Annotated in this window: 19 protein-coding genes; 3 read left to right on the top strand and 16 right to left on the bottom strand. The window is 44.9% G+C overall.

Annotation, left to right across the window (positions count from 1 at the left end; genetic code table 11):
- Nucleotides 1-3: 3 nt before the first annotated feature.
- The 5 genes from PEL01S_RS03370 to PEL01S_RS03350 form a co-directional block, all read right to left on the bottom strand.
- Complete coding sequence (locus PEL01S_RS03370) at nucleotides 4-879, bottom strand: branched-chain amino acid ABC transporter permease (protein ID WP_127459348.1); 876 nt, start codon at nucleotides 877-879, stop codon at nucleotides 4-6.
- Between the two features lie 92 nt (nucleotides 880-971).
- Nucleotides 972-2,132, bottom strand: coding sequence for an ABC transporter substrate-binding protein (locus PEL01S_RS03365; protein WP_108533471.1), 1,161 nt, complete (start codon nucleotides 2,130-2,132; stop codon nucleotides 972-974).
- A gap of 244 nt (nucleotides 2,133-2,376) precedes the next feature.
- Nucleotides 2,377-3,333 carry a 3'-5' exoribonuclease YhaM family protein gene (locus PEL01S_RS03360; RefSeq protein ID WP_127459270.1) on the bottom strand — a complete coding sequence of 319 codons (957 nt, stop codon included), beginning with the start codon at nucleotides 3,331-3,333 and terminating at the stop codon, nucleotides 2,377-2,379.
- A 108-nt stretch (nucleotides 3,334-3,441) separates the two neighbouring features.
- Complete coding sequence (locus PEL01S_RS03355) at nucleotides 3,442-4,674, bottom strand: MFS transporter (RefSeq protein WP_127459269.1); 1,233 nt, start codon at nucleotides 4,672-4,674, stop codon at nucleotides 3,442-3,444.
- A 156-nt stretch (nucleotides 4,675-4,830) separates the two neighbouring features.
- Nucleotides 4,831-5,304 carry a MarR family transcriptional regulator gene (locus PEL01S_RS03350; RefSeq protein ID WP_127459268.1) on the bottom strand — a complete coding sequence of 158 codons (474 nt, stop codon included), beginning with the start codon at nucleotides 5,302-5,304 and terminating at the stop codon, nucleotides 4,831-4,833.
- 479 nt (nucleotides 5,305-5,783) lie between these two features.
- Between PEL01S_RS03350 and PEL01S_RS03345 the strand changes: the two genes are divergently transcribed.
- A complete protein-coding gene (locus tag PEL01S_RS03345) occupies nucleotides 5,784-6,302 on the top strand; it encodes a DUF3231 family protein (protein WP_127459267.1) in 519 nt (172 codons plus the stop codon).
- 160 nt (nucleotides 6,303-6,462) lie between these two features.
- On the opposite strand, the gene PEL01S_RS03340 is transcribed toward PEL01S_RS03345, so the two are convergent.
- The 4 genes from PEL01S_RS03340 to PEL01S_RS03325 all read right to left on the bottom strand — a co-directional run bounded on the left by PEL01S_RS03340 (nucleotide 6,463) and on the right by PEL01S_RS03325 (nucleotide 10,416).
- Entirely contained in the window at nucleotides 6,463-7,536 is a 1,074-nt protein-coding gene (locus PEL01S_RS03340) for a phosphotransferase enzyme family protein (RefSeq protein ID WP_174806892.1), read from the bottom strand.
- A 190-nt stretch (nucleotides 7,537-7,726) separates the two neighbouring features.
- Complete coding sequence (locus PEL01S_RS03335) at nucleotides 7,727-8,752, bottom strand: CBM35 domain-containing protein (RefSeq protein ID WP_127459266.1); 1,026 nt, start codon at nucleotides 8,750-8,752, stop codon at nucleotides 7,727-7,729.
- A gap of 558 nt (nucleotides 8,753-9,310) precedes the next feature.
- A complete protein-coding gene (locus PEL01S_RS35640) occupies nucleotides 9,311-9,490 on the bottom strand; it encodes an MFS transporter (RefSeq protein WP_371860675.1) in 180 nt (59 codons plus the stop codon).
- Between the two features lie 146 nt (nucleotides 9,491-9,636).
- Entirely contained in the window at nucleotides 9,637-10,416 is a 780-nt protein-coding gene (locus PEL01S_RS03325; protein WP_127459264.1) for a TrmB family transcriptional regulator, read from the bottom strand.
- A 102-nt stretch (nucleotides 10,417-10,518) separates the two neighbouring features.
- Between PEL01S_RS03325 and PEL01S_RS03320 the strand changes: the two genes are divergently transcribed.
- The gene (locus tag PEL01S_RS03320; protein WP_127459263.1) at nucleotides 10,519-10,713 is read left to right on the top strand and encodes an inositol monophosphatase family protein; all 195 of its coding nucleotides are present in this window, start codon (nucleotides 10,519-10,521) and stop codon (nucleotides 10,711-10,713) included.
- Nucleotides 10,714-10,932: 219 nt separating this feature from the next.
- Here PEL01S_RS03320 and PEL01S_RS03315 read toward each other — a convergent pair whose 3' ends face one another.
- The 3 genes from PEL01S_RS03315 to PEL01S_RS03305 form a co-directional block, all read right to left on the bottom strand.
- On the bottom strand, nucleotides 10,933-11,964 hold the full coding sequence (locus tag PEL01S_RS03315) for a Cfr family 23S rRNA (adenine(2503)-C(8))-methyltransferase (RefSeq protein ID WP_127459262.1): 1,032 nt from the start codon (nucleotides 11,962-11,964) through the stop codon (nucleotides 10,933-10,935).
- 689 nt (nucleotides 11,965-12,653) lie between these two features.
- Nucleotides 12,654-15,275: a phosphoenolpyruvate synthase gene (gene ppsA / locus PEL01S_RS03310; RefSeq protein ID WP_127459261.1), complete on the bottom strand. Its 2,622-nt coding sequence runs from the start codon at nucleotides 15,273-15,275 to the stop codon at nucleotides 12,654-12,656.
- Nucleotides 15,276-15,492: 217 nt separating this feature from the next.
- Nucleotides 15,493-15,981, bottom strand: coding sequence for a DinB family protein (locus PEL01S_RS03305; protein ID WP_127459260.1), 489 nt, complete (start codon nucleotides 15,979-15,981; stop codon nucleotides 15,493-15,495).
- Nucleotides 15,982-16,332: 351 nt separating this feature from the next.
- On the opposite strand from PEL01S_RS03305, the gene pdxR reads away from it, so the two are divergent.
- Nucleotides 16,333-17,763: a MocR-like pyridoxine biosynthesis transcription factor PdxR gene (gene pdxR, locus PEL01S_RS03300; RefSeq protein ID WP_127459259.1), complete on the top strand. Its 1,431-nt coding sequence runs from the start codon at nucleotides 16,333-16,335 to the stop codon at nucleotides 17,761-17,763.
- Nucleotides 17,764-17,794: 31 nt separating this feature from the next.
- On the opposite strand, the gene PEL01S_RS03295 is transcribed toward pdxR, so the two are convergent.
- The 4 genes from PEL01S_RS03295 to PEL01S_RS03280 form a co-directional block, all read right to left on the bottom strand.
- A complete protein-coding gene (locus PEL01S_RS03295) occupies nucleotides 17,795-19,012 on the bottom strand; it encodes a benzoate/H(+) symporter BenE family transporter (RefSeq protein ID WP_164824236.1) in 1,218 nt (405 codons plus the stop codon).
- Between the two features lie 167 nt (nucleotides 19,013-19,179).
- Entirely contained in the window at nucleotides 19,180-19,716 is a 537-nt protein-coding gene (locus tag PEL01S_RS03290) for a pyridoxamine 5'-phosphate oxidase family protein (RefSeq protein WP_127459258.1), read from the bottom strand.
- A gap of 339 nt (nucleotides 19,717-20,055) precedes the next feature.
- A complete protein-coding gene (locus tag PEL01S_RS03285) occupies nucleotides 20,056-20,475 on the bottom strand; it encodes a GNAT family N-acetyltransferase (RefSeq protein ID WP_127459257.1) in 420 nt (139 codons plus the stop codon).
- 118 nt (nucleotides 20,476-20,593) lie between these two features.
- Nucleotides 20,594-21,352, bottom strand: coding sequence for a class I SAM-dependent methyltransferase (locus PEL01S_RS03280; RefSeq protein WP_127459256.1), 759 nt, complete (start codon nucleotides 21,350-21,352; stop codon nucleotides 20,594-20,596).
- Nucleotides 21,353-21,422: the final 70 nt, after the last annotated feature.

Raw genomic sequence — 21,422 nt, 5'->3', positions numbered from 1 at the left:
CACCTAAACTTTCTCTCGCATATTTTTCCCCAGCACGCCAGACGGTCTGAAAATCAGGATCAAAATAAGAATAATAAAGGCTGCGGCATCCCTCCACGGAGAATAGCCCAAAGCGCTTACAAACGTTTCTACCGTTCCCAGCACGAGGCCGCCGATGACGGCACCGGGAATAATGCCGATACCGCCCAGAACAGCGGCAACGAAAGCTTTGAGTCCGGGGACGACGCCCATCAACGGTTCTATTTTCGTATAGTACATCCCGAAGATAACGCCTGCTGCTCCTGCCAGTGCAGAACCGATGGCGAAAGTAGCCGATATCGTCCGGTCTACATGGACGCCCATCAAACGTGCTGCTTCCGCGTCATAAGATACGGCGCGCATCGCCTTGCCAATTCGGGTCCGATACACTACCCATTGCAAAATGACCATTAGGACGATAGAAATCAGCAAAATATACAGCGATTGGCTGCTGATCGAGGCGCCAAAAATAGTAAAAAACTGATTCGGGAATGCGTTCGGGTAAGCTTCGGGTTGGGCGCCGCGAAGATAAAGCGTGCCGTATTCAATAAGAAGTGATACGCCGATTGCCGTAATCAACGCAGCGATTCTCGTCGCGTTCCGCAGCCGCTTGTAGGCGACCTTTTCAATCACCACGCCAAGAATTGCGCACACCACCATCGAGAGCAGCAAAGCGGGGACGATGCCCATGCCCCATCCCTTAATTGCATAAAAGCCAACAAACGCACCAATCATGAAGACATCGCCATGCGCGAAATTAATCAGTTTGATAATGCCATAAACCATCGTGTATCCCAGCGCAATTAACGCATAAATGCTCCCGAGCGAAATGCCGTTGACAATTTGCTGTGCCCAGTCCATCACACTCAACCTCCGAACCGCTCAGACTCGAATTGGATTGATCTTCAAAAAGCGCAACGGGAGGAGGTCCCCCCGCGGCCCTGTCGAATGCTTTATGGATTCACTTTCGTTCTAAACGTTTGCTTCCCATCTTTATACTCCAGCACAGTTGCCGTCTTGATCGGATTGTGCTGCTTATCGACCGTAATTTTGCCGGTAACCAACAGCAAATCTTTCGTTTGCGCTAAAGCGTCCTTAATTTTGCTTCCGTCGGTCGAACCCGCGCGTTTGATGCCGTCCGCCAACAAATAGACCGAGTCGTAGCCTAAGGCGCTAAACCCGTCCGGAGATTTGCCGCTGTACTTGCCTTTGAACGCTTGGACAAAATCCTGAATCATCTTATCCGGGTCTTCGGACGAATAATGATTGGCGATATACGTATTATTCAAAGCAGCGGCGCCAGCCAAATCCAATAATTTGGGAGAATCCCATCCGTCAGCTCCGATAAGCGGTACGGTAATTCCCAATTCGCGCGCTTGCTTCACGATCAAGCCTACTTCTTCATAATAGCCGGGGATAAAGATCGAATCCGGGTTCAGCGATTTAATGCGAGTCAAGGTCGCGCGGAAATCGGTGTCCTTCGCGACATACGCTTCTTGGGCAACGATCGTCCCTCCGCCCTTCGTGAACGTTTCTTTGAAAGAAGCCGCCAGCCCTTTCGCATACTCACTGGCGCTGTCTGCGAAGATCGCCGCCGACTTCACCTTCAGTTCGCCGGCCGCAAAGTTGGCGGCAACGCGACCTTGAAACGGATCGATAAAGCAGGTCCGGAACATATAATCGTTGACGCTCCCGTCCGCTTTTGCAGTGATATTCAGACTGGTGCCTGTAGGCGTCAGAAGCACGGTTTTGTTATTGGTTGCGACTTGCGTCTGCGCAACCGTATTGCCGCTAGTGGCTGCGCCGATAATAGCTGCCACCTTATCTTGGCTGGTCAATTTGATCGCCGCATTGGTTGCTTCAGCCGCATCCGACTTATTGTCCACTTTGATGACTGCCAATTTCTTACCGTTAATGCCGCCGCTTTTGTTCAAGTTTTCGACAGCCAGATCGATACCCTCGGCAATCGACTGACCGTATGAAGCTACCGAACCGGAAAGCTCTAAGTTGGCTCCGATTTTAATAACGTCCCCTGCTACCGCATCGCCCGACTTTCCCGTCTCTCCTTGCGTCCCTCCGCATCCCGCTACGAGTCCCGCTAGCGCGAACCCCATTAGCAGATGCAGCCCTTTTTTCCTAGTTCCTTTTCCCCTACGTTGCTGTTTCATGAATACCCTCCTCTAGGCGTTCCATTCCCTATTGGTGTAAGCGCATGTGTAATAACATGCAGTTGTTCTTAATACTATTATTCAGCGGGAGCAACTAGTACTACATCCAATGGTTTATTTCACGAGGTATTTGAAACGCGGAAAAAGCTGCCTGGGGAATCGGCAGCTTTCCAAATAACGCAGTCTGCGTTTATTTTCTCATCCGGTAAATTGGTTTATTCTCAATGATCCGAAGTGGCTGCGTCCATTCCTCCGAATCAGGCGTCGAGTCTAATGCATCCTCAACAGCCTGAAGCTTTGCATCCAGCGTATCGATATAATGCAGCGCTACGGCCTCAGGTATTTGCGGCTGCACCGGGCTGCCCCATTCCCCGAGATTGTGATGAGAAAGAACCAAGTGTTGGAGTATAACGATTTTCTCACTCGAGATATCTAAACCTAAAGCAATAGCAGCTTCAATAATCCAGTTTGCCGCTAACGAAATATGCCCCAGCAACTTCCCTTTAAAGCTATACTCGGTCACAATCCCGAGCTCTGCGTTCATCTCCTCAGGTTTTGCTATGTCGTGCAAGATAATGCCGGCTTTGATTAGGTCGAGATTAAGGAAAGGACGCTGCTTTGCCACAAATTCACCGAGCTCCAGCATCCGACAAATATGATAAGCAAGCCCCGCATAGTAAGCGTGATGCATTCCCTTAGCAGCCGGATAATGCATAAGCCTTTCTTCTACCTTGCAGATACAGAACTCCACCACGCTTCTAACTTCGCTGTCCTGAATGCTTGCAGCAGTTTGCTTGATCATATGTATAAGATCTACCGGCTGAATCGGTGCTGATCTGATAAAATCCGTTAGCGTATACCCATCCTCTTCCGTTGCCTTCCGAATTCGGTTTATCTTCATCTGGGGCTTTTCACGATACATTTGAACAAGACCCTGCACTTTCACGAGCATCATCGGGAAATATGTCTCTTTATCGACAGGAGAAACCTCCCAAAGCTTCGCGGGAATCTCTCCACTAGTATCAGCCAAGACAAAATCAAAATAATCTTTTGGAGGTGTTGAATTCGTTTGCTTGATAACGGCGTTTTTCAGCAAATAAAATCCGATGATTTCGTCACCCTCGGTAAAGGTTTTAATCAAAGTCACTGTATTGTCGCTCCTTACAATGTAGTTTATAAGTTATTCGACAACATACGCTTTATTGCCTTCTTGAATTTTGCCGCTGAAATTGCCGCAAATGGCTCTATTGCATTGTCATTCCATAGGCGTACCCTTATACAAAACTGGTATCGCCGCTGCTATAAGGATCATCCCCATAAAAGCGGGTGCGGCATGACCAAGGGATACATAGATTTGACCTCCAAGGATAGGCCCAATTATTCTTGCTAAAGCCTGAATAGATTGGTTACCTCCTTGAATCCTTCCTTGTTCACGAGAATCGACAGACTTGGAAAGCATCCCGTTGAATGAAGGCCCGAAGATCGAATCACCAAAACCAAATATAAACATTCCAGCGATAAGAAGAGGATAGAATGAGAACAAAGCAGATAGCGCAATAAGACCGTAGCCTATAATCTCCGAAGCCATTCCAAGAATGGCGATCTGTGCATCACTGAGTTTTTTCAAAAGCTTTGGCATGATGAAACCTTGGGAAATGATGTCTTGGACGCCCATAATTGAAAACATAAGCCCGATTAGTGCAGGCGCCCAATTGAAAGTATCTATTGTAAATTGTGAAAAAACGGCTTGTAAAGATCCGTTGGGTATCCAAATTAGGAACGCTGAGATAAGCAGCCTTTTTAAGTTTTTCATGGAAAGTACGTTTACAAGCTGTGTGAATGGATTCAGCCTTACAAAGGTAATCATTTTCAGTCTATTGTTCTTGTCAAGGCTCTCAGACATAAAAAAGAATCCATAAACAACATTTAATAAAGTTATTATGGCACCAAAATACATAGGTGCGGAAAAACCAAACTTGGCAATCACCCCGCCTAGAGCTGGGCCAATGGTGGAGCCTACACCTGCAACCGCACTCACCCACCCAAAGTATTTGGTGCGTTGTTCTCTAGGAGTGATGTCTGCAAAATATGCGAAGAGAGTGCTTATGCTCCCCCCTGCAATACCTTCGATTATGCGCCCAGCAAATAGTACCCATAGAGCTCCTCCCATGCCAAAAACGAGGTAGCCGATTGCGGAACCCAAAAGGCATACTAAGAGTAATGGACGACGCCCATATCTGTCGCTCAAAGCTCCAAGTCCGGGGGCCGCAAAGAATACGCAGACTGCATAAACAGAGGTCAGCAGCGTAACAATGATGGCTTGATCTCCCGGATTGCTTATATAAGGCTGCACTAAGAATGGGACGACAGGTGCTACGATACTGAAGCCTATTCCGCAAAGAAACACAGACATAAGACCGAATATTAACGCCTTTTTATCTACGGCTTGTTCTGTATTCTGCTCATTGTGTGATCTAAATTCGAACACTTAGATTCTCCCCTCAAAATCGATGATTTAGCTTCCAAGGAAGCAAAATCATCGTATCATGGTTTTGCTTCCTTGGCAACAAAATAATTGCCATAAAAATGCAGCTCGTTCTCAATAGAGCCCGGCTGCCTGTGGTTTCATTTTCATTATTCAAATTTATTCCGAATTAAAATCTATACCCTGCTTCTTTATTTCCGCATCCAAATGCCTGCTATACTTTTCCATGAAGCTAAGCATACTGTCAAATTGTTCTTCGGTTACCTGCTCAAATACGGCTTTATCCCGCTCTTCAAACTCTTTGTGCAGTTCCTCGTGGATTTTATCAATTACTTTTCCTTGCTCCGTAAGCCTAAAATAAATTTCTTTCTTGTTATCCGGCTTCTGGTAGCTTTCGATAACGCCTTTTTTTATGAGCTTCTTCGTTATTTTACTTATGGCACCGGTAGTCATGTATAGGGACTCCGCAAGTTTTGTCACGTTGGAATCTACATTTCTTTCAATGTATTCGATGCAATGTACTTCGGAAGGCTTATAACCCCTAAGACGGTCTTCCATCTTAAACTTATTAAGCCAAACCATCTTGTTGAATAAGTCCCTGAACCCCACTATGACCTGTTCTTTTTTGTTCATGGCCTGTCCTCCCACCCGTTGGTGCATTAACAAGAATGTTCGTCTCCATACCTCTACCTTACCAAAAACAAAAACAGAGTGGAAGTCCTGCTCCCACCCCGAAAATTTATAAATTTTATAATGTTAAATAAGGGAGCACAACACGGTGTGTGTTCCCTCTTATTTTAGTTAATATAACGTTATCCGACTCGAACTATCTCGCGATCTTTTTTTATGTGCTTAAATGCATCCTAGCGTTTTCCAAACGTTGCGCCACCAGTAAGCGCTGTCGATCTCCTCGCCGCGAATCTAAGGAAAAATACAGCGGAATGGACTTATGCTTCAAGCTGTAGATCAGCTCACCTTGATCGTCTCCATATACCGGCTGTGAAACGGCACTTACAGCAGGAAATCGAGATCGCCGTTTCGTGCATGCGATAAAATATTAAATTTTGGGCATATTACCATTGAATGCAACTAAACTAAAAGGAGATGTATACGTGGGTATATTAAGCGGCAATCCAAAAGATGAACCTATGCATTATGGTGAAATCAATGCTGCATGGATGGTCTCTACAGCAGCAAAAGGCGCTGTTTCGTGCTATCAAGCATATTTAAACCATTGTGGCGATAAGGATCTAAAAAAAGTTCTGGACGACCTTGTTGATCAAGCTAAACTGGAAATTAAAGAATGTGATACATTATTAACAGATAACGGCATTACACCTGCTCCTGCGATGCCAGAAAGACCTTCAGTAAAACTCGAAGATATTCCCGCTGGTGCGAGATTCTCTGACCCAGAAATTGCTGCAAAGATTGCAGCAGATAATTCAATGGGCTTGGTTGCTTGTAGTCAAATAATGGGCATGTCAATTAGGGAAGACATAGGAGCTTTATTCGCAAAGTACCATGCCACAAAGACTGCCTTAGGTTTAAAAATATTAAGAATGAACAAAGAAAAAGGTTGGTTAATTCCTCCTCCACTACAAGTAAAAAGACCCGAATTGGCTGAAGCATAGTTTCCTTTAATCCTGCGCACTACGCAGGATTCTTTTTTATATAACGTTGGATCAGTTACTCTATTATGATAAGCAAAAACGTCATATGTAGCCGCAATCCTAAAGATTATGCCGTTTTCGTTCTTTTCTATATCTTCATTGCTCCTTTCCCTTTATCAGACTAAATATTTCGTTTCTCATACTCAAAGGGTTCTTCACATGAGTAAATCTCATGGAAAAATCCCATATACGGGATATCGTCTTCCAGGCATTTTATGCGATACGACAACTCCTCATCACACTCAGGTTCTTCGCCGTTGTTCCGCATTACCTCGAATGCATCTACAATACCTTCCATGAGGTTTACTTGGATAAATAAGGGCAATTTTTCTAGCATTGAATCTTCGATCCTGGTCTCAGATCTGTACCCCTCGAGGGCTGTTTTAAAATAATCATCCATAAACTTTTTGCGTTTACCGGCATCTGGTTCAGCTGCTATCCAGCCCATTCCATTTGTCCAGAGACTGGCCAAGTCAAACATATACCAACCGAAACAAGAATTATCGAAATCATAAACGGTTATTTGCCCGGTTTCAAAATCTATCATGTAATTCCCATCATTGTAATCAAAATGGATCATACCGAAAGACTCATGGTTTGTGTCCATTCCTTTTAAGGTTTCAAGGAGTTCTCCCAGCTTCTCCTTAAGCAGAGATAAGGAGTCGGGTATCAGTTTATCGATATATTCGGCATTATATTTGTCAAAAAAACTATACCGGCGATGGGCAGGACTGTACCCTTTCGATATTTGGTGCAGTTTCCCCAGGACTTTACCGCAATTATAATAATATTCAGTAATTGGAGCTCCTTCCCGGTACCGATAATGATTTTCCACAAACAGTTTTCCCTTGGCCTTTTTAAACAGGCAGATAAAAAAGGTATGATTATGATGAGTGATCTCTTCCAGCAGATTCCCCTTCCGGGAGCTGATTACATCCGAGACACTTCCTCCATGCTCGAATAAATACCTAATATACTCAACTTCTCCCAGAAAATCTTCCCGGCTTCTGTCGTTTAAGAAGGCGATTCTGATTATTTTTGCGTCGGCACCCTCTTTCTCACAGGTATAAACGACATTACGTCCTCCGGCATGTGCCTTAACCCGCTTGGTTTTATAACCTTCCAACCCGTACAACTCTGAAACTAACGGAAGTAAATATGTCTCGCCGATTTTAACAACTTCGCTATAATTCATAATATCTCTACATCACTCCTTTCAGCTTTTTCCATTTTACCGAAAAATGCCAATCGAATTCTAGGGGAACTTTCTTTATAACCAATTTCAATGTTCAAGTGTAACCGCTGCGAGCTTGTTCCATCTCTTTTGCATGAAAATGAGCGAATTCTCTGAATCAAGAATCCGCTCATGCAGGTGTGTGTTATTCCTAATTGTCCTTTCGATACATTCGCAAGTTCTTAAAGTGCGCCTCCGAATAATTGCCCTTCGAAATTCCGTTGTTGTACGTTCCGTTCTTGAAGTACCAAGCACGGTCAGTAGTATTGTACTGTCTAGTTTTTACCAAAACATCGTTGATCCAGATGCGTGCTACACCAGTTGCCGGATTAAAGGCACATTTGAGATTAAACCAAGTGCCTGCCATGTTTGTCGCGATGTTAGTAGGATCGCCATTGTTGCGAATGTTGCCATCGGCCGTTGCCTGAATATAGATCGGTTCGCCGCCAGTGTTGCTCTTGATCTGCATAATGGCGGTCTTTTCCGTTCCAGGCTCGAACATGACGTCGGCCTCCCACATATTGTCTTTGTTTTGATCGGTCCAATTATCCCAGCGCATCTCAACCCGCTCCTCACCTGCGTAAACCCGGGTAGTATAAACACCATTTACGATCCAAAATCGTTCGGACATTGGCGCTCCTGTCCTGTTCTGTACATAATAAGAATTTGTGTCCCAAGGTATCTCGGTCCAGCCTGCCGTAACTGTACTTTCAGTTATAACAATACGGTCCAAATCCGGCGAATTCGCCGCATTATTGTAAAATTTAATCGTATTGTTTCCGGCATTCAACTGCACCGTTACAGAAGTTTTTACAGGGGTACCCCAGCTTGAACCACTCAGCTTTTTTTGCGTTCCTGTTCCACCGTTGACACTGATGTATAAGTCTCGCGTACCATTTACTAGGAAATAGATATCCATATTGTACGATCCGTTTCTAATTACATTGACATTCTGTGTCACATAATTCGTCGAGCTGCCACCAATATGCCCAACCTTGAAACCGCCGGAGCAAGCCGTACAAGTAACTGAGTTCGCCGTTCCGCTCATGGTTCCGTTTTCCGCCTCATACGACGTAGAAGCCGCATTTACACGTTCCGGAGACACTGAGCAAACGCTTAACAAGAAGAATACACCCAGACAAAAGACCAAAAACTTGTGGAAAAGCTTCGTTCTCATGAATAAATTACCTCCCCTTAATTATGGTTTTCGCTTTCGTTTAAGCGATTCCATAAAAATATTTTCAATAGACTTCGCCTCTTTAAATCGGATGACTTAGACTTTTACATTTAATGACACTACGATCACTCCTTTATGTTATTGTTTATTAAATGCTCCACCTTCGTTTTCCATCATTTTACTCATATACCTTATTAATGTGTATGTTCATTTCTCACTTCTGTTTGGAATATACTAACATTCCCTCACAGCCGTTCTTGTCATTTCGTTTTGATAAGAACTTGACCCATTCCCTGACCATTGGTTGCTACTAATAATTTCTTTAATTCCCATCCATCACAATATGGGCAACTGAATAAGCTTTTTCCGTAGTACGTTTTAATATCTGGTACAGCCGGTTAGCCGGGACTGTCCATCGTCAAACGTTGCTGATCTATCTCCGCTGCAAGCCGTTTGGGGTCTGACTCGACCCCGATCGCTCGAGACAAGAACAGAGCCGGTGTATTCCCCATTTGAAAAGTTAATATCGTACTTACCCCCAGGGTAAAAGCTCGTTCTTTAAATCAAAAAGACGGAACGCCATCCAAGCCCCCATATAATGCCTTGAATGATCCGCGAGAAAATAAGAAAGATTGCACTGGAAGCAAAGCCGCATAAGGCCGAGCCAAGAATAAAAATAATCTTGCCTACGATAAACATCTTTTTTCTTCCCAGCCGGTCCCCGAGACGCGCACCCATGACCATCGTTTTGGATCCATCGTTTTTTCCGATGCTGAATTATTTGAAATCGTTTTTGAAAGCTTCCTTTCTTTGTACGACTATCAATCGAGATGTATTCTACAATACTACTAATATGCGATCAAAAAAAAGGAAATACTCATCCTTCACAAGTATTTCCGATAGGAGTCAATAATGCGTTCGTAATGGTCCCCGTACTTTTCCGCCAGCTCCTTGCTGAAATCCCGCTCAATCTGTTCCATAACGACGTCGTGATAGAACGTATTTTGCAACAATTCAACTAGCGAGGGATGGTCGGTTTCCAGGACCGTAGGTCTCAGCCCTTGCCCAAAACTGCCAAGCAGGGTCGAACGGGAATCGCAAAGGATGGAGAATTTTCTGGCAACGGCGCTGTTCCAATCGTCGCTTCTTTTATGTACCAGAACATTCTTCAGCCGCGTATGGCATTCGCCGATCGAGATCAGTGTGACGGCGAGGCCGCGCTTTTCCGCTTCTATCAACGGTTCTTCCACCCAGTGAATATCTTCAGACCAAATATCGACGATAATGCTTTTGTCTGCATTCGATAACAAACGCCGAATCGCCGTTTCAATCGCTTTGTCCCCTTGCCAACTATAGAAGGACGGCGAAGTACGCGGGGGCGAGTGCAGCTGTTCCAGAAGCAATCTCGTCGTTTGTTCAAATTCCGTATGCAGCAATCGAACAACCTGCTCAATAGGTACGGCATCATACAGAATCGGTTCGGTTTCGATCACCCGGCACAGGCCCTTGTCGGTCAATGAACGAAGTGCAGCATATACATTTGTGCGGGAAACCGAAACTTTTTTGGCTACCTCATATCCGGATATTTTCGGCTCCTCGTGAAGCACCATATAACATCTTGCCTCCAGATCCGACAAACCGATTTTGCGAAGTTCATCAATCAATGGATTACCTCCCTTCTCTATTTATAAGTATTTCAAAATACTACTACGATTTATTGTAAAAGTCAACATAATGTCAAGGAAATGTAAAATACGCGCCGACATGTGCATGATAGCATCGCCTTTTCTTTCAGCTTCATTATACGGTCTATCTCCCTTCAGTTTGCCTATACCGCCTGCGGACGGCTGGATGGATATTATGAATTTAGAGATGAAATTTACAATTGGATAGCGGGCGCTTTATTGGTGCAAGAAGCCGGCGGAGTTGTTTCCGATCGTCATGGAAACAGCTTTACGTAGGGCACTTCGGGGATTATAGCATCCAATCCTATCCTTCACCAAAATATGAAAGAAGAGCTGGGCGCCATCTTTTCTTGAGAATTCAACAACGATTAAACAAGTTTCATAAAGCTATGTTCGAACGCGAAAAGAAACGGCTACCCTCTTCAAGGCAACCGTTTCTCTTTCCAGTCGCAGACTCGCTGCGTCCGGCGTAACAAATTTAACTTTCAATATCGATTATTCGGCACGGTATAGCTGGCCGCATGCTGCGTTAATGTCCGATCCGAATTGAGTTCGGACCGTGATGCTGATCCCCTTTGACTTCAAGATCCGAACAAACGCTTTAATCTGATCGGGATCAGATTGCCGATAGCTGCCTGGCGTAACTTCGGTCGAATTGAATGGAATCAAGTTAACGTGGTAGAGATGCTCCCCAGGTCCCCTTCCCCTCAACAACTCGGCCACTGCTTCAGCATGCGCCGTCGAGTCGTTGACTCCTCGAAGAAGAATATACGCAATATACACCTTTCTCCCTGTATGCCGGATGTGATGATCCAATGCATTCAGTACGTCGCGGACCGGGAATCGGTCGTTGATCGGCATCAGCTCGCTTCGCTGATCGTCGAACGGCGAATGCAGCGAGAAGGTTAGATTGACCTGCGGAAACTCCCGTGTCAGCTTGTCGATCCCCGGCAACAGGCCGATGGTGGAAACCGTAATTCGTCGATGTCCTAACCCAAAGAGGTGCGGGTCGGTCAAAATCGTTATTGCGTCAAAAATATGCGGATTGGCGAGCGCCTCCCCCATGCCCATGAATGAGACGCTATCCAAGGCGTGGCCGTTCAAGCGAAAGTGCAGCAATTGGTCGGTGATTTCGTCGGCGGTCAGATTTCGTTTCAGGCCGATGGTACCGGTGGCGCAAAACCTGCACCCGAATCCGCAACCGCACTGCGTGGAAATACAGTACGATTTCCACCCCTGTTCATAAGTAAGTCGTACGGCCTCCACGTGTTCGTCGCCTGCAATGGCAAACAGCACCTTGCTGACCTGTTTCGACGTGAGTTCCTTTACCGGAGCAATGCTGCAGACGTTCGGACCAAGCATCCGGGTCAACTCGTCGCGCAAAAATTTGGGCAGTATGGTCATCCGTTCGTATTCGCCGACGTTTTGCTTGAAAATCGCGTTCATAATCTGAGCATACCGATACTCGGGCTGCTTGAAGTCGGACAACATTTGCCGAATCTTTTCATATTTCGAGGTTAGTCTCATGTCTTCTCCTTACCGCCGGAGAAAACGTAAAAAAGCAACCGTCAGTTGGCGCTTTGACACGTCATTAACCAACTATACAGAAAAAGCGCATATGTTTGCAGACGGATCGCTACGTGCACCTGTCGATAGATTGGTAAACCTCCGGCAACCGATTTGTTTTTGTGTGAACCGCTTCGACTAACAGGAACCGGTTCACATAATCATCTACAACCTCAATCTTCATCGCTTTCAACCTCCTAGAAATGGTTATGCTTGCAAAGCTCGCTATCATGCTCCGCAAACAGGATGTTCGGAGAATGCTGACATGTGTCGGCAACCTCCTTTGCCAAAATAAAAAAGAGCTACAAGAAAGTTACCTTTCTTGTAGCTCAAAAAATACGGCACATCCAACCCGGTGCAGGGTACGAAAAGGATATATTTTTTGAGTGAAAAGAATAAGGTAACCTTCTTGCCAATAAAGAATAAAACATATGCTGCTTTATTCCTTAAAAAGTGGCAAGAAATATTACATTATCCTCTTCAACTCCAATCGTTAAGTGTCAGCACGATCTTAACATACCTTCTTCTGTTAAATCAAGTATGCGCCTTGCGACTTTCAAAACGGCCCTGCGCGGTGCCACAGAGCCGTTTCGCTTTTTATAATCTGTGTACGGAAGCACCTGGAAAAGTTCCAGGACTTGGATTGCTGCTTACAATATTTCGATATACCCTTCTGTTCCATTCACCCGAATTCGTTGTCCGTCTTTGATCAGCTTAGTAGCATTCTCCACTCCGACGACTGCCGGCAAGCCATATTCACGTGCGATAACTGCTCCATGGGTCATCAGTCCACCAACTTCGGTGACTAGCCCTTTTATCGATACAAACAATGGTGTCCAGCTAGGGTCAGTAAAGGAGGTGACTAATATATCTCCATCTTCCAGATCGGCATCTTCCATAGTTAAGATGACACGTGCTCGCCCCTCGATCACTCCGGAAGAAACAGCTAGACCTACAATAGCTTCAGCTGGAAGATTTTCTCGTTTGTACTTGCCTGCAATGATTTCACCATCAGACGTGATCACACGGGGCGGAGTTAGTTTTTCATATAGCTTGTACTCGTCTTTTCGTTTGCCGATGATCTTGTAATCCAATTTATTGGTGCGTACGGCTTCGTGAAGCTCTTCAAAAGTGAGGTAATAGATATCTTCTTTTTCACGAACAACGCCCGCTTGTACGAGTTGTTCGGCTTCTTTCAGTAAAGCCTTCTTATAAACGAAGTAGCGATTGATATATCCATATTTCGGATATTCCCGATATCCAATGAGATTCCGGACTAGGTCGATCATTCGTTTTGTCTCTTTGGCTTTTTGTTCGCCATCCGGCAACTGCTTCAATCGATCTAATAACTCTTGTTCTTTTTTTAAAGCTTCCTGTCGCCCTTGCTCAAATTTCCGCTTTCCGGCATTAGGCTCAAAGTTTTTGATATTACTAAGAATCATGGGGACAAGTGTAATTGGTTTTTCGCTCCAACGGGTTCTGGTAATATCGATTTCTCCGGCGCATCGCATTCCGTATTTGTTGAGATAAGCACAGATCGCGTCTTGGGTTTCCTGTCCGCCATTAAATTTAACCAGTTCATCTAAAAAGTGATCATCTTTTACATGTTGTAAATAATTAATGACTTCCGGATAAGGACGTATCACATCTGCGACATCCATTAGAGCCAGACCCATTTCCGAAGTGATATTGTTTGGTACAGATTGAGACAGCGTATCTGCTGCGTTTTTTTCACCCAACCACTCCATCATTTTTTCATTGATCCATGATGAAGCATTCATAGCAGTCATAATCACACCAAAGCTTTGTGGATCAGATATGCTCTTCCTGTTCCTTAATTCCTGGATATCTTCCAAGATAAAATCAAATAGATCCGCTCCTGATTTCGTTTGGATCTTATGTTTTAACTCTTCGATCGATGATTCACTTCGCTTAATCAAATCAGAAACGATTGTCGGATCGTAATCGTTTAGTGTTTGATAATTCGCAGGCGCCGGACCTTGATTGCTTTTACCGTAACTCTGTTCTTTCTTATCATCCGGTATCGATTTTATAAAATCTCCCCGCTCTATGACGGTCGTCAATGCATCTTTTATGAGCGGATCGTTTTTTCCCAGGACATTTATTAAAGTTTCCCTGCCGGAAGGTGAAGCCAGCATAAGTGAAACATCAACAAACAACCTTCCGCCGGCTTTACGCATGGGCGCGGGAGTTAGCAACAGGTAAAAAGACAATCCCAATGGTTTCATGGGATCGGTCATCATTTGTTGGTGACCGACGGATACATAAACGTGATTTTCTTGATCATTCGCCTCAGGGATCGGGTATAAAGTCGTGATTGGCCGGCTCTGGACAATATAAAATGTATCATCGACCAAACACCATTCGATATCTTGTGGGCAGCCAAAATAAGCTTCGATCTGTCTTCCGATGCGTGCCAATTGTAAAATTTGTTGTTCAGTAAGTGCTTGAGTCTTTTGCTGATCAGGATCGATCTGCTGTGTCTCTGTTCCGCCTTCTTTCCGTCCATAGATAGCCAATTTTTTGGTTGCTATCCTCTTATCGACGATTTCCCCTTCCTGTACTTTATAACAATCCGCAGATACCAAGCCGGAGACCAGTGCTTCTCCAAGTCCAAAACCGGCATCGATGGATAGCAGCTTTCGGTTGGAGGTAATTGGATCAGCGGTAAACATTATCCCCGAAGCCTGTGGGAAAACCATCCTTTGAACGACAACGGATAAATAAACTTGACCGTGGTCGAATCCATTTTGCATACGGTAGATTACCGCGCGATCCGTAAATAGGGAAGCCCAACATTTGCTGATATGCTGCAAGATCGCTTCTCTGCCGATGATATTTAAATAGGTGTCTTGTTGACCAGCAAAAGAGGCATGTGGTAAATCTTCGGCAGTCGCACTAGAACGCACTGCATAAGCATGTTCCTCGCCAAACTGGGAGAGATAGTGAGTAACTGCTTTCGCAACATCGGAAGGAATTTCTACTTCCATAATGATTTGTCGAATCTTCCTGCTGATTTCGCCAATTTGATCTCGATCCTCTACTTTTAGCGTGGCTAGTTGCTCCAACAAAGCATGATACGTTTCGTTTTGTTCGATGGCTTTTTGGTATCCCACGGTTGTAACACAAAATCCTTCTGGTACTTGTATGCCTTCAATTTTTGATAATTCCCCTAAATTTAACCCTTTTCCGCCAACGAGCAGAAGCTGTGTTTTCTCCATTTCCTGAAAACCGAGAACCAAAGAACTCATTCGACATCTCTCCTAATCATTAAAATGAGAAAAACATTTGACAAGAGCTTACCCGCATGGTACACTTAAAGTGTAATATGAAATAACTATGACCACATGATGGTAAATAGTCGTGATCTGATTATATCATCATGTTTGTTTATGTGCAATATAAAAGAACCTGAAAACTGTTCAGGTTCTTTTTTGATTTAATTTAGAGTCATTCATTGAATCACCGTTATTGTTCGTCCGCGCTGGGACCGTAGATCCCTGGAACCGGTATTCCGAGCAGTCGGAGATAAATCGTCAACTGTCCCCGATGATGATAAATGTGATTGAACATTAGCGTGCGCACCATGTCGATCCGGGGCGCTTCCAAGACGGTCTCCCCCTTGCTGACGAGCTTCCAGGTATCCCTTAGCCCGTCTTCTCCCCATTCCCGAAGCTTGCTCTCGGCAAGAGACACGCTCCATTCCAGCGCTTCGAGCAATTCTTGCCGGGTGGTCGGCTCCGGCAGTGGAACGACCCGAACTTCGCTGACCGCCTCGTTCAGCAATAGAGCTAGCCCTCCGGGCACTCCCGCAGTGTGTAGGGCGAGCTGTCCTAAAGACATTGATTTCGGGTGCGGTCTCCAAGAGAATTTATCTTCTGGGAGCCTTTCGAGAAGCGTCCGCGTCGATCCGGCCTCCCTTTTCAATTCGCGGCAACAATCCTCAATAACGTTCATGGCGATCTCCTCCTCTGGCCAAGGCATTTATCACCTTAATCCTATCACGCCATGCGCACGAACGTTTCTTACGGATTGCGAAAATGAGCCCCACAAAAAGACTAAATATTTCGTTTCCGGTTCAAATTGTATCCAGCCCACTCCGTTTGGTTTCAAATTCTGTGTCCGTTTCTTGCTGAACTTGCTCTGATTCCCTGATTGGGTACAAAATTCGTTTGTCTAATTGTATCGTATTGCAAAAGCAACTATTGTCATGATAGGATATCAACCAGTGGATTGTTACTTATTATTCATGAATCAGTGATTTGAGCAATCCATAATTCCGGTAGAAACAGCACTGAAGGTGAATGAATGCTAAAAGTAAATCGAGATGACGACCGTCCCATCTGGCAGCAACTTCTTGATCAAGCGATCCATAATATTACAACCGGAAAATGGCCGCCAGGCGAATTGCTGCTCCCGTCCCGTGAACTCGCTCAATTGATTGGCGTTTCCCGTTCAACCATACAGATTGTTTACGAGGAGTTATTCAGCCGTGGGTATACCGTAACCTCTCGTCGCGGCGGGACAAGAGTTAGCGAATGGACCTATGCGACTCGTCCTTCTGAGGATGCTACGCCGCAAGGACCCGACACCCCCGAATTGCCATTATTGAACGCTGCAATCGGCCATTTGCATAGTTGGTTCGGAGATAAAAAGAATAGAACAATAGAAATCGATTTTAGTCCCCATGAGCCTTATTTGGACAAATATTTTCAAAAAAATTGGAGACAATCATTTTTACAGGCCTCCACAGAAACAGACCTGGACAGTTGGGCTTACGGAGACGTCTATGGGTTCCTGCCGCTGCGAGAACAGATTCAACGTTATTTGTCACTTGAACGAGGCGTTCATGTGAGCGTAGATCAAATCCTGTTAACCTCAGGCGCACAACATAGCATCGATTTGATCGCCCAAGCCCTTTTACATGAAGGAGAAACGGTTTCGGTTGAAGATCCCGGCTTCCCTGCTGCTTGGATGGCGATGAAATATCGGCGTATGCAGGTTGTACCCGTCCCGGTCGACGAGTACGGGCTATGCGTAGACCGCATTCACCCTCAGTCCAAACTTGTGTATGTTACGCCATCGCATCAGTGTGCGGTTGGCGTTATTATGTCGGAAACTCGCAGGCAACAATTGTTGCACATGGCTTCCGGGCAGCGGTTCTGGATCGTTGAGGATGATTACGACAGCGAATTTCGATATCGCGGTGACCCGCTTCCAACCTTGTTCAGTCAGCGGCCTCAGAATACGTTGTATATGATGAGTTTTTCCAAAATGGTCGCTCCTGGTATTCGAATATCGGCAATCGTTGGTCCCAAAGAGGCCATTCGTCAGCTCGCTCGAGTCCATGAATTAACCTATCGTCATCTTCCGATTATGGAGCAATTAACGCTCACTCATTTTATCGAGCATGGTCATTTCATGCGCCATATGAGACGAGTTCGAAATGTATATCGGCGCAGACACGAAGCCATGACGAAGGCCATCATCACGACAGGTCTGAACGAACACTTCACGCTAAGCGGCGTAGAAACGGGTTTGCACATGCTTCTTGAAGCAAAACCATCATTTGACGAAGAAGCTGTGACGAACTTTGCGATCGAAAAAGGAATCCGCGTTTATCCGCTAAGCAAGTATTGTTTGGAAAGCGATCGAAAAGGATGGGTACTGGGTTTTGCGAAAGTAGATGAATCCGCTATAGAAGAAGGCATTAAACGTCTGACGGGGATGCTTTTATAATACAAGCATCCCCGCCAGAATTTGCTCTTTCTTACAGTCCATTCGTGTTACCTGTATTCCATTTTTCACGCCGAAATTTCCCATGAATCAATAAATGCGCTGCCAAACCCGCAACAAGTCCCCAGAATGCGCCGCCGACGCCAAGCAAAGTTACATTCGCGGCCGTTGCTAAAAACGTAATCAATGCGGTCTCACGTCCCTTGGGATCTGTTAAAGCGTTGGCAAGACTTCCGCCAATTGTGCCAAGCAATGCCAATCCCGCTAACGTTGCGATAAAGGTAGCGGGAAGAATTAAAAACAGAGCAGCCAACGTCACGCCAAAAATGCCGACAACAATGTAGAACATGCCACAGGCAATGCCTGCAATATACCGTTTTGCCGAATCCTCATGCGCGTCTTTTCCTGTGCAAATCGCTGCTGTAATGGCTGCTACATTAAAAGCATGCGAGCCGAATGGTGCTGCAAGAAGCGAACCCAAACCCGTTATGGCCAAAATCGGATTCGCGCTCGTCTTGAACCCGTCATTCCGCAATACGAGCATTCCAGGCATGTATTGTCCCGTCAAGGTAATAATAAACAACGGTAAGGCAATGCCCAATAAAGCATGTAATGAAAACTCCGGAACGACAAATACCGGTGATGCAATAGCCAATTGGATCGTACTGAAATCCGCTTTCCCCATACAAATCAAATAAATCAATCCGATTGCCAGTATGCCAACAATCGCATAACGGGATGTAAACCGTCTTAGCACGACATAAGCGGCAAACAGTACAACGACAAGCAATGGGTCAACTTTCGCTCCTCCAAAGGCTGAAATGCCAAACTGCAGTAAAATGCCTGCTAGCAATCCGGAAGCGATGCCTGGAGGAATAAGCCGGACGAAACGTTCAAACATGCCCGATAATCCTAAAACAACAAATCCTGCTGCAGAGATCATATAAGCACCAATGGCTTCCGGATAAGGGGTTACCGCTAATGCCGAAACGAGAAAAGCCACGCCTGGTGTTGACCAAGCTGTAATAATCGGTTCCCGGTATCGAAAACTTAGCCATACCCCGGTCACACCCACTCCAATGGAGATCGACCAAATCCATGAAGCGGTCATTTCGGGACTTAAACCCGCGACTTTTGCTGCCTGAAACACGAGAATAAAGGTGCCCCCGTAGTTGACAATGACGGATATTAAAGCGGCTATGGCCGGCGATATCAAATCGCGACCGCGCAGCAAAGATGATGTTGTGTTCATATCCTTTCTCCTGCCTCTCCCCTAATCGTCCTGACGCGCATTTTCGTTCCAGTAATAACTGTCCGTCCGGCGGGTAACGTCGGCCGGAGCTTCTTCCACAATTGAGGGAATAATGCAAATGCTGCCGCACAAGGTACGGCAGCATTCATTTTATAAACCAAAGCAGCTTAAACGGTTTTTCCTGGTTTGAACATTTTTTCTTCTTCAATCGGATTTTCTTTCGCAGTGATATGCTGTGGATCAATCCGGTACACCTGAACCGGACCACCGAATACTGCCGATCGGTATTTATCTACGTGCTGCTGGGGTAACGGCCGATTATAGTAACCAGGCACATACTTATAAATCATTTCTTGCAACATGTGCGTAGCTTCATCCAGATCGACGATAGGCTGTGCCTTGCCAAAAATCATTACACTCATATACGCTGTGTCCGTCTTGGCCGGCACCGGATTAGTAATAGTTCCATATTCTTCACAAACCGTAAAACAGACCTCCGGATTCGCAGCCATAACCTGATTTCGTCTTCCACCGGTGGCTCCATGGAAATAAAGCTTTCCATTTGTCCAAACAAAATTGAGCGGAACAACATACGGCAGATGACCATCGACCATTCCGAGATGTCCAATTCGAGCTTGCTGCAGAAATGTCTCAATCTTGCTCTTGTCCATCACTTCTCTTATCTTGTAACGTACCCTATCCATTTTCATCACTCCTATAGTATTGAAGTATTATGTAAGTTTATCAGCCATTGGAATGAATATAAATGTCCATAATTATAGAATTGAAGCAATCCATATTTCACATTAAGCTGCGCATTCCCTAAGTTAGACCACCGCCCGAATCGCCAGCTTGTCCTTTGATCGGCGTGCTTACTTGTAGCCGGAAAAAAATAAAAAAAAACATCACCTTAGCCGGCGATGTGATAAGCTATTCATTAAATTGTCGGTCAACAATATATTTCTCGTCGAGCCGTTTAGAATGGGGATCAGTCGAAATAATTTCATCAAAGCGAGGCTCGGAACCCGCCCATAGCTCAGATTTTATTCATATATCATTACCCAATATTTTTCTCCAGAATGACCTTCTTCAACGACTTTTTTCCAACCTTTATTCTCATAAAATTTCATCGCTTTTTGATTTTCAGATACACACTTCAATCTTAATGGTTTATTCATTTTTTCTATGGAGGCGTCAAGCAGCAGACCGCCAACACCCTTGCCAAAGAAATCGGGATGAACAAATAAATTATGAATAAAGTTATCTGGCAAGTACAATGAAGCGAATCCGAGAATATGATTATCCTCCTCCGCCAAAATGATATACTCGTCCACAGTATCATTGTCAAAATCTTCCAAAGTCATTTCTTCTATATCCACCCAATGAAAATTTTTGCGACGTGATTCCAAGTATATATTTCTTAATTCAGCGTAATCTGATTCATTTGCTACTCTAATCCTCACATTTTCACTCTCTCTTCCTTTACATAAATGAGTCGATGATGTTTTTCAGCTGGGATGGGGGACGTACATCCCTTGGCCGGTTACAGTCCAGCAACCGTACTTCTGCCCATCGTCATAATTATTTTCGTACAGCTTCGAAAGTAAATATCTGATTCCCGTTTGTCGGTTGCTTACTGTACACATAATCGGTGGAGCATACAATATCTGAGAATCCGATGTTTTGTAATACAAGCTTGAATTCCTCAATACCGTACCAGCGCAGTGCAAAACGCTGCAGCTCGGATTCAATGAGCTTTCCTTTGCGCCACTTCTCATATTTTAGGTAAGAAACCGTATAATGATGAAGCATGTTAAATTCTACAAGCTTATTTTCTACTGTAATGACATCTTCTGAAGGCAAAGTAAAGGTTGACGTAGAGACCTTTCCAACCTCCAGGCTTTCGGGCAAAATTAGGTCAATAATTACCCGTCCTCCAGGAACCAGATGCTCATAAAAACATTGCAGGGCGCTGATCGAGTCTTTACGATTCTCAATCAAACAGAAAGACCCGGTTGGAATAATGATGGCCTCGTATTTATGAGGCAACGAAAAATTTTGCAATTCTCCTTCATACAAAACCGGCTTTAAGTTTCGCTCTTCGCAGCGTTTACGGCAAGAAGCCAACATTTCCGGGGAATAATCAATCCCGTCTACAATGAATCCTGCCTCGAGAAGCGGAATGAGCATGCGACCGGAGCCTACGGCCGCTTCCAGAATTCGACCCCGGCAAGACTTCAGCCTATCGAGGTAATACTCGATATCGCCACCGATCGAGTGCCCCACAGGTTTGTTAAGATCATAAACTTCCGTACACAGATTACTATAGTAGCTGAACATTTGTTTTTTCCTCCGTTTGGTAAGACACGGAAGATTTGTAATAAAGGAATAACCGATATTATACCTTCCG

Origin of the sequence: Paenibacillus elgii NBRC 100335 (assembly GCF_004000865.1) — a bacterium.
GTDB lineage: Bacteria > Bacillota > Bacilli > Paenibacillales > NBRC-103111 > Paenibacillus_G > Paenibacillus_G elgii.
Note: the sequence above shows the minus strand (reverse complement) of the source record. Positions and strands in the feature narration are given on the sequence as shown.

What these genes read in the sequence shown, in the direction of transcription:
- PEL01S_RS03370 (WP_127459348.1), bottom strand. Translation starts at nt 879, where the DNA reads ATGGACTGGGCACAGCAAATTGTCAACGGCATTTCGCTCGGGAGCATT.
- PEL01S_RS03365 (WP_108533471.1), bottom strand. Translation starts at nt 2,132, where the DNA reads ATGGGGTTCGCGCTAGCGGGACTCGTAGCGGGATGCGGAGGGACGCAA.
- PEL01S_RS03350 (WP_127459268.1), bottom strand. Translation starts at nt 5,304, where the DNA reads ATGAACAAAAAAGAACAGGTCATAGTGGGGTTCAGGGACTTATTCAAC.
- PEL01S_RS03340 (WP_174806892.1), bottom strand. Translation starts at nt 7,536, where the DNA reads ATGAATTATAGCGAAGTTGTTAAAATCGGCGAGACATATTTACTTCCG.
- PEL01S_RS03335 (WP_127459266.1), bottom strand. Translation starts at nt 8,752, where the DNA reads ATGAGAACGAAGCTTTTCCACAAGTTTTTGGTCTTTTGTCTGGGTGTA.
- PEL01S_RS35640 (WP_371860675.1), bottom strand. Translation starts at nt 9,490, where the DNA reads ATGGGTGCGCGTCTCGGGGACCGGCTGGGAAGAAAAAAGATGTTTATC.
- PEL01S_RS03315 (WP_127459262.1), bottom strand. Translation starts at nt 11,964, where the DNA reads ATGAGACTAACCTCGAAATATGAAAAGATTCGGCAAATGTTGTCCGAC.
- ppsA (WP_127459261.1), bottom strand. Translation starts at nt 15,275, where the DNA reads ATGAGTTCTTTGGTTCTCGGTTTTCAGGAAATGGAGAAAACACAGCTT.
- PEL01S_RS03305 (WP_127459260.1), bottom strand. Translation starts at nt 15,981, where the DNA reads ATGAACGTTATTGAGGATTGTTGCCGCGAATTGAAAAGGGAGGCCGGA.
- pdxR (WP_127459259.1), top strand. Translation starts at nt 16,333, where the DNA reads ATGCTAAAAGTAAATCGAGATGACGACCGTCCCATCTGGCAGCAACTT.
- PEL01S_RS03295 (WP_164824236.1), bottom strand. Translation starts at nt 19,012, where the DNA reads ATGAACACAACATCATCTTTGCTGCGCGGTCGCGATTTGATATCGCCG.
- PEL01S_RS03290 (WP_127459258.1), bottom strand. Translation starts at nt 19,716, where the DNA reads ATGGATAGGGTACGTTACAAGATAAGAGAAGTGATGGACAAGAGCAAG.
- PEL01S_RS03280 (WP_127459256.1), bottom strand. Translation starts at nt 21,352, where the DNA reads ATGTTCAGCTACTATAGTAATCTGTGTACGGAAGTTTATGATCTTAAC.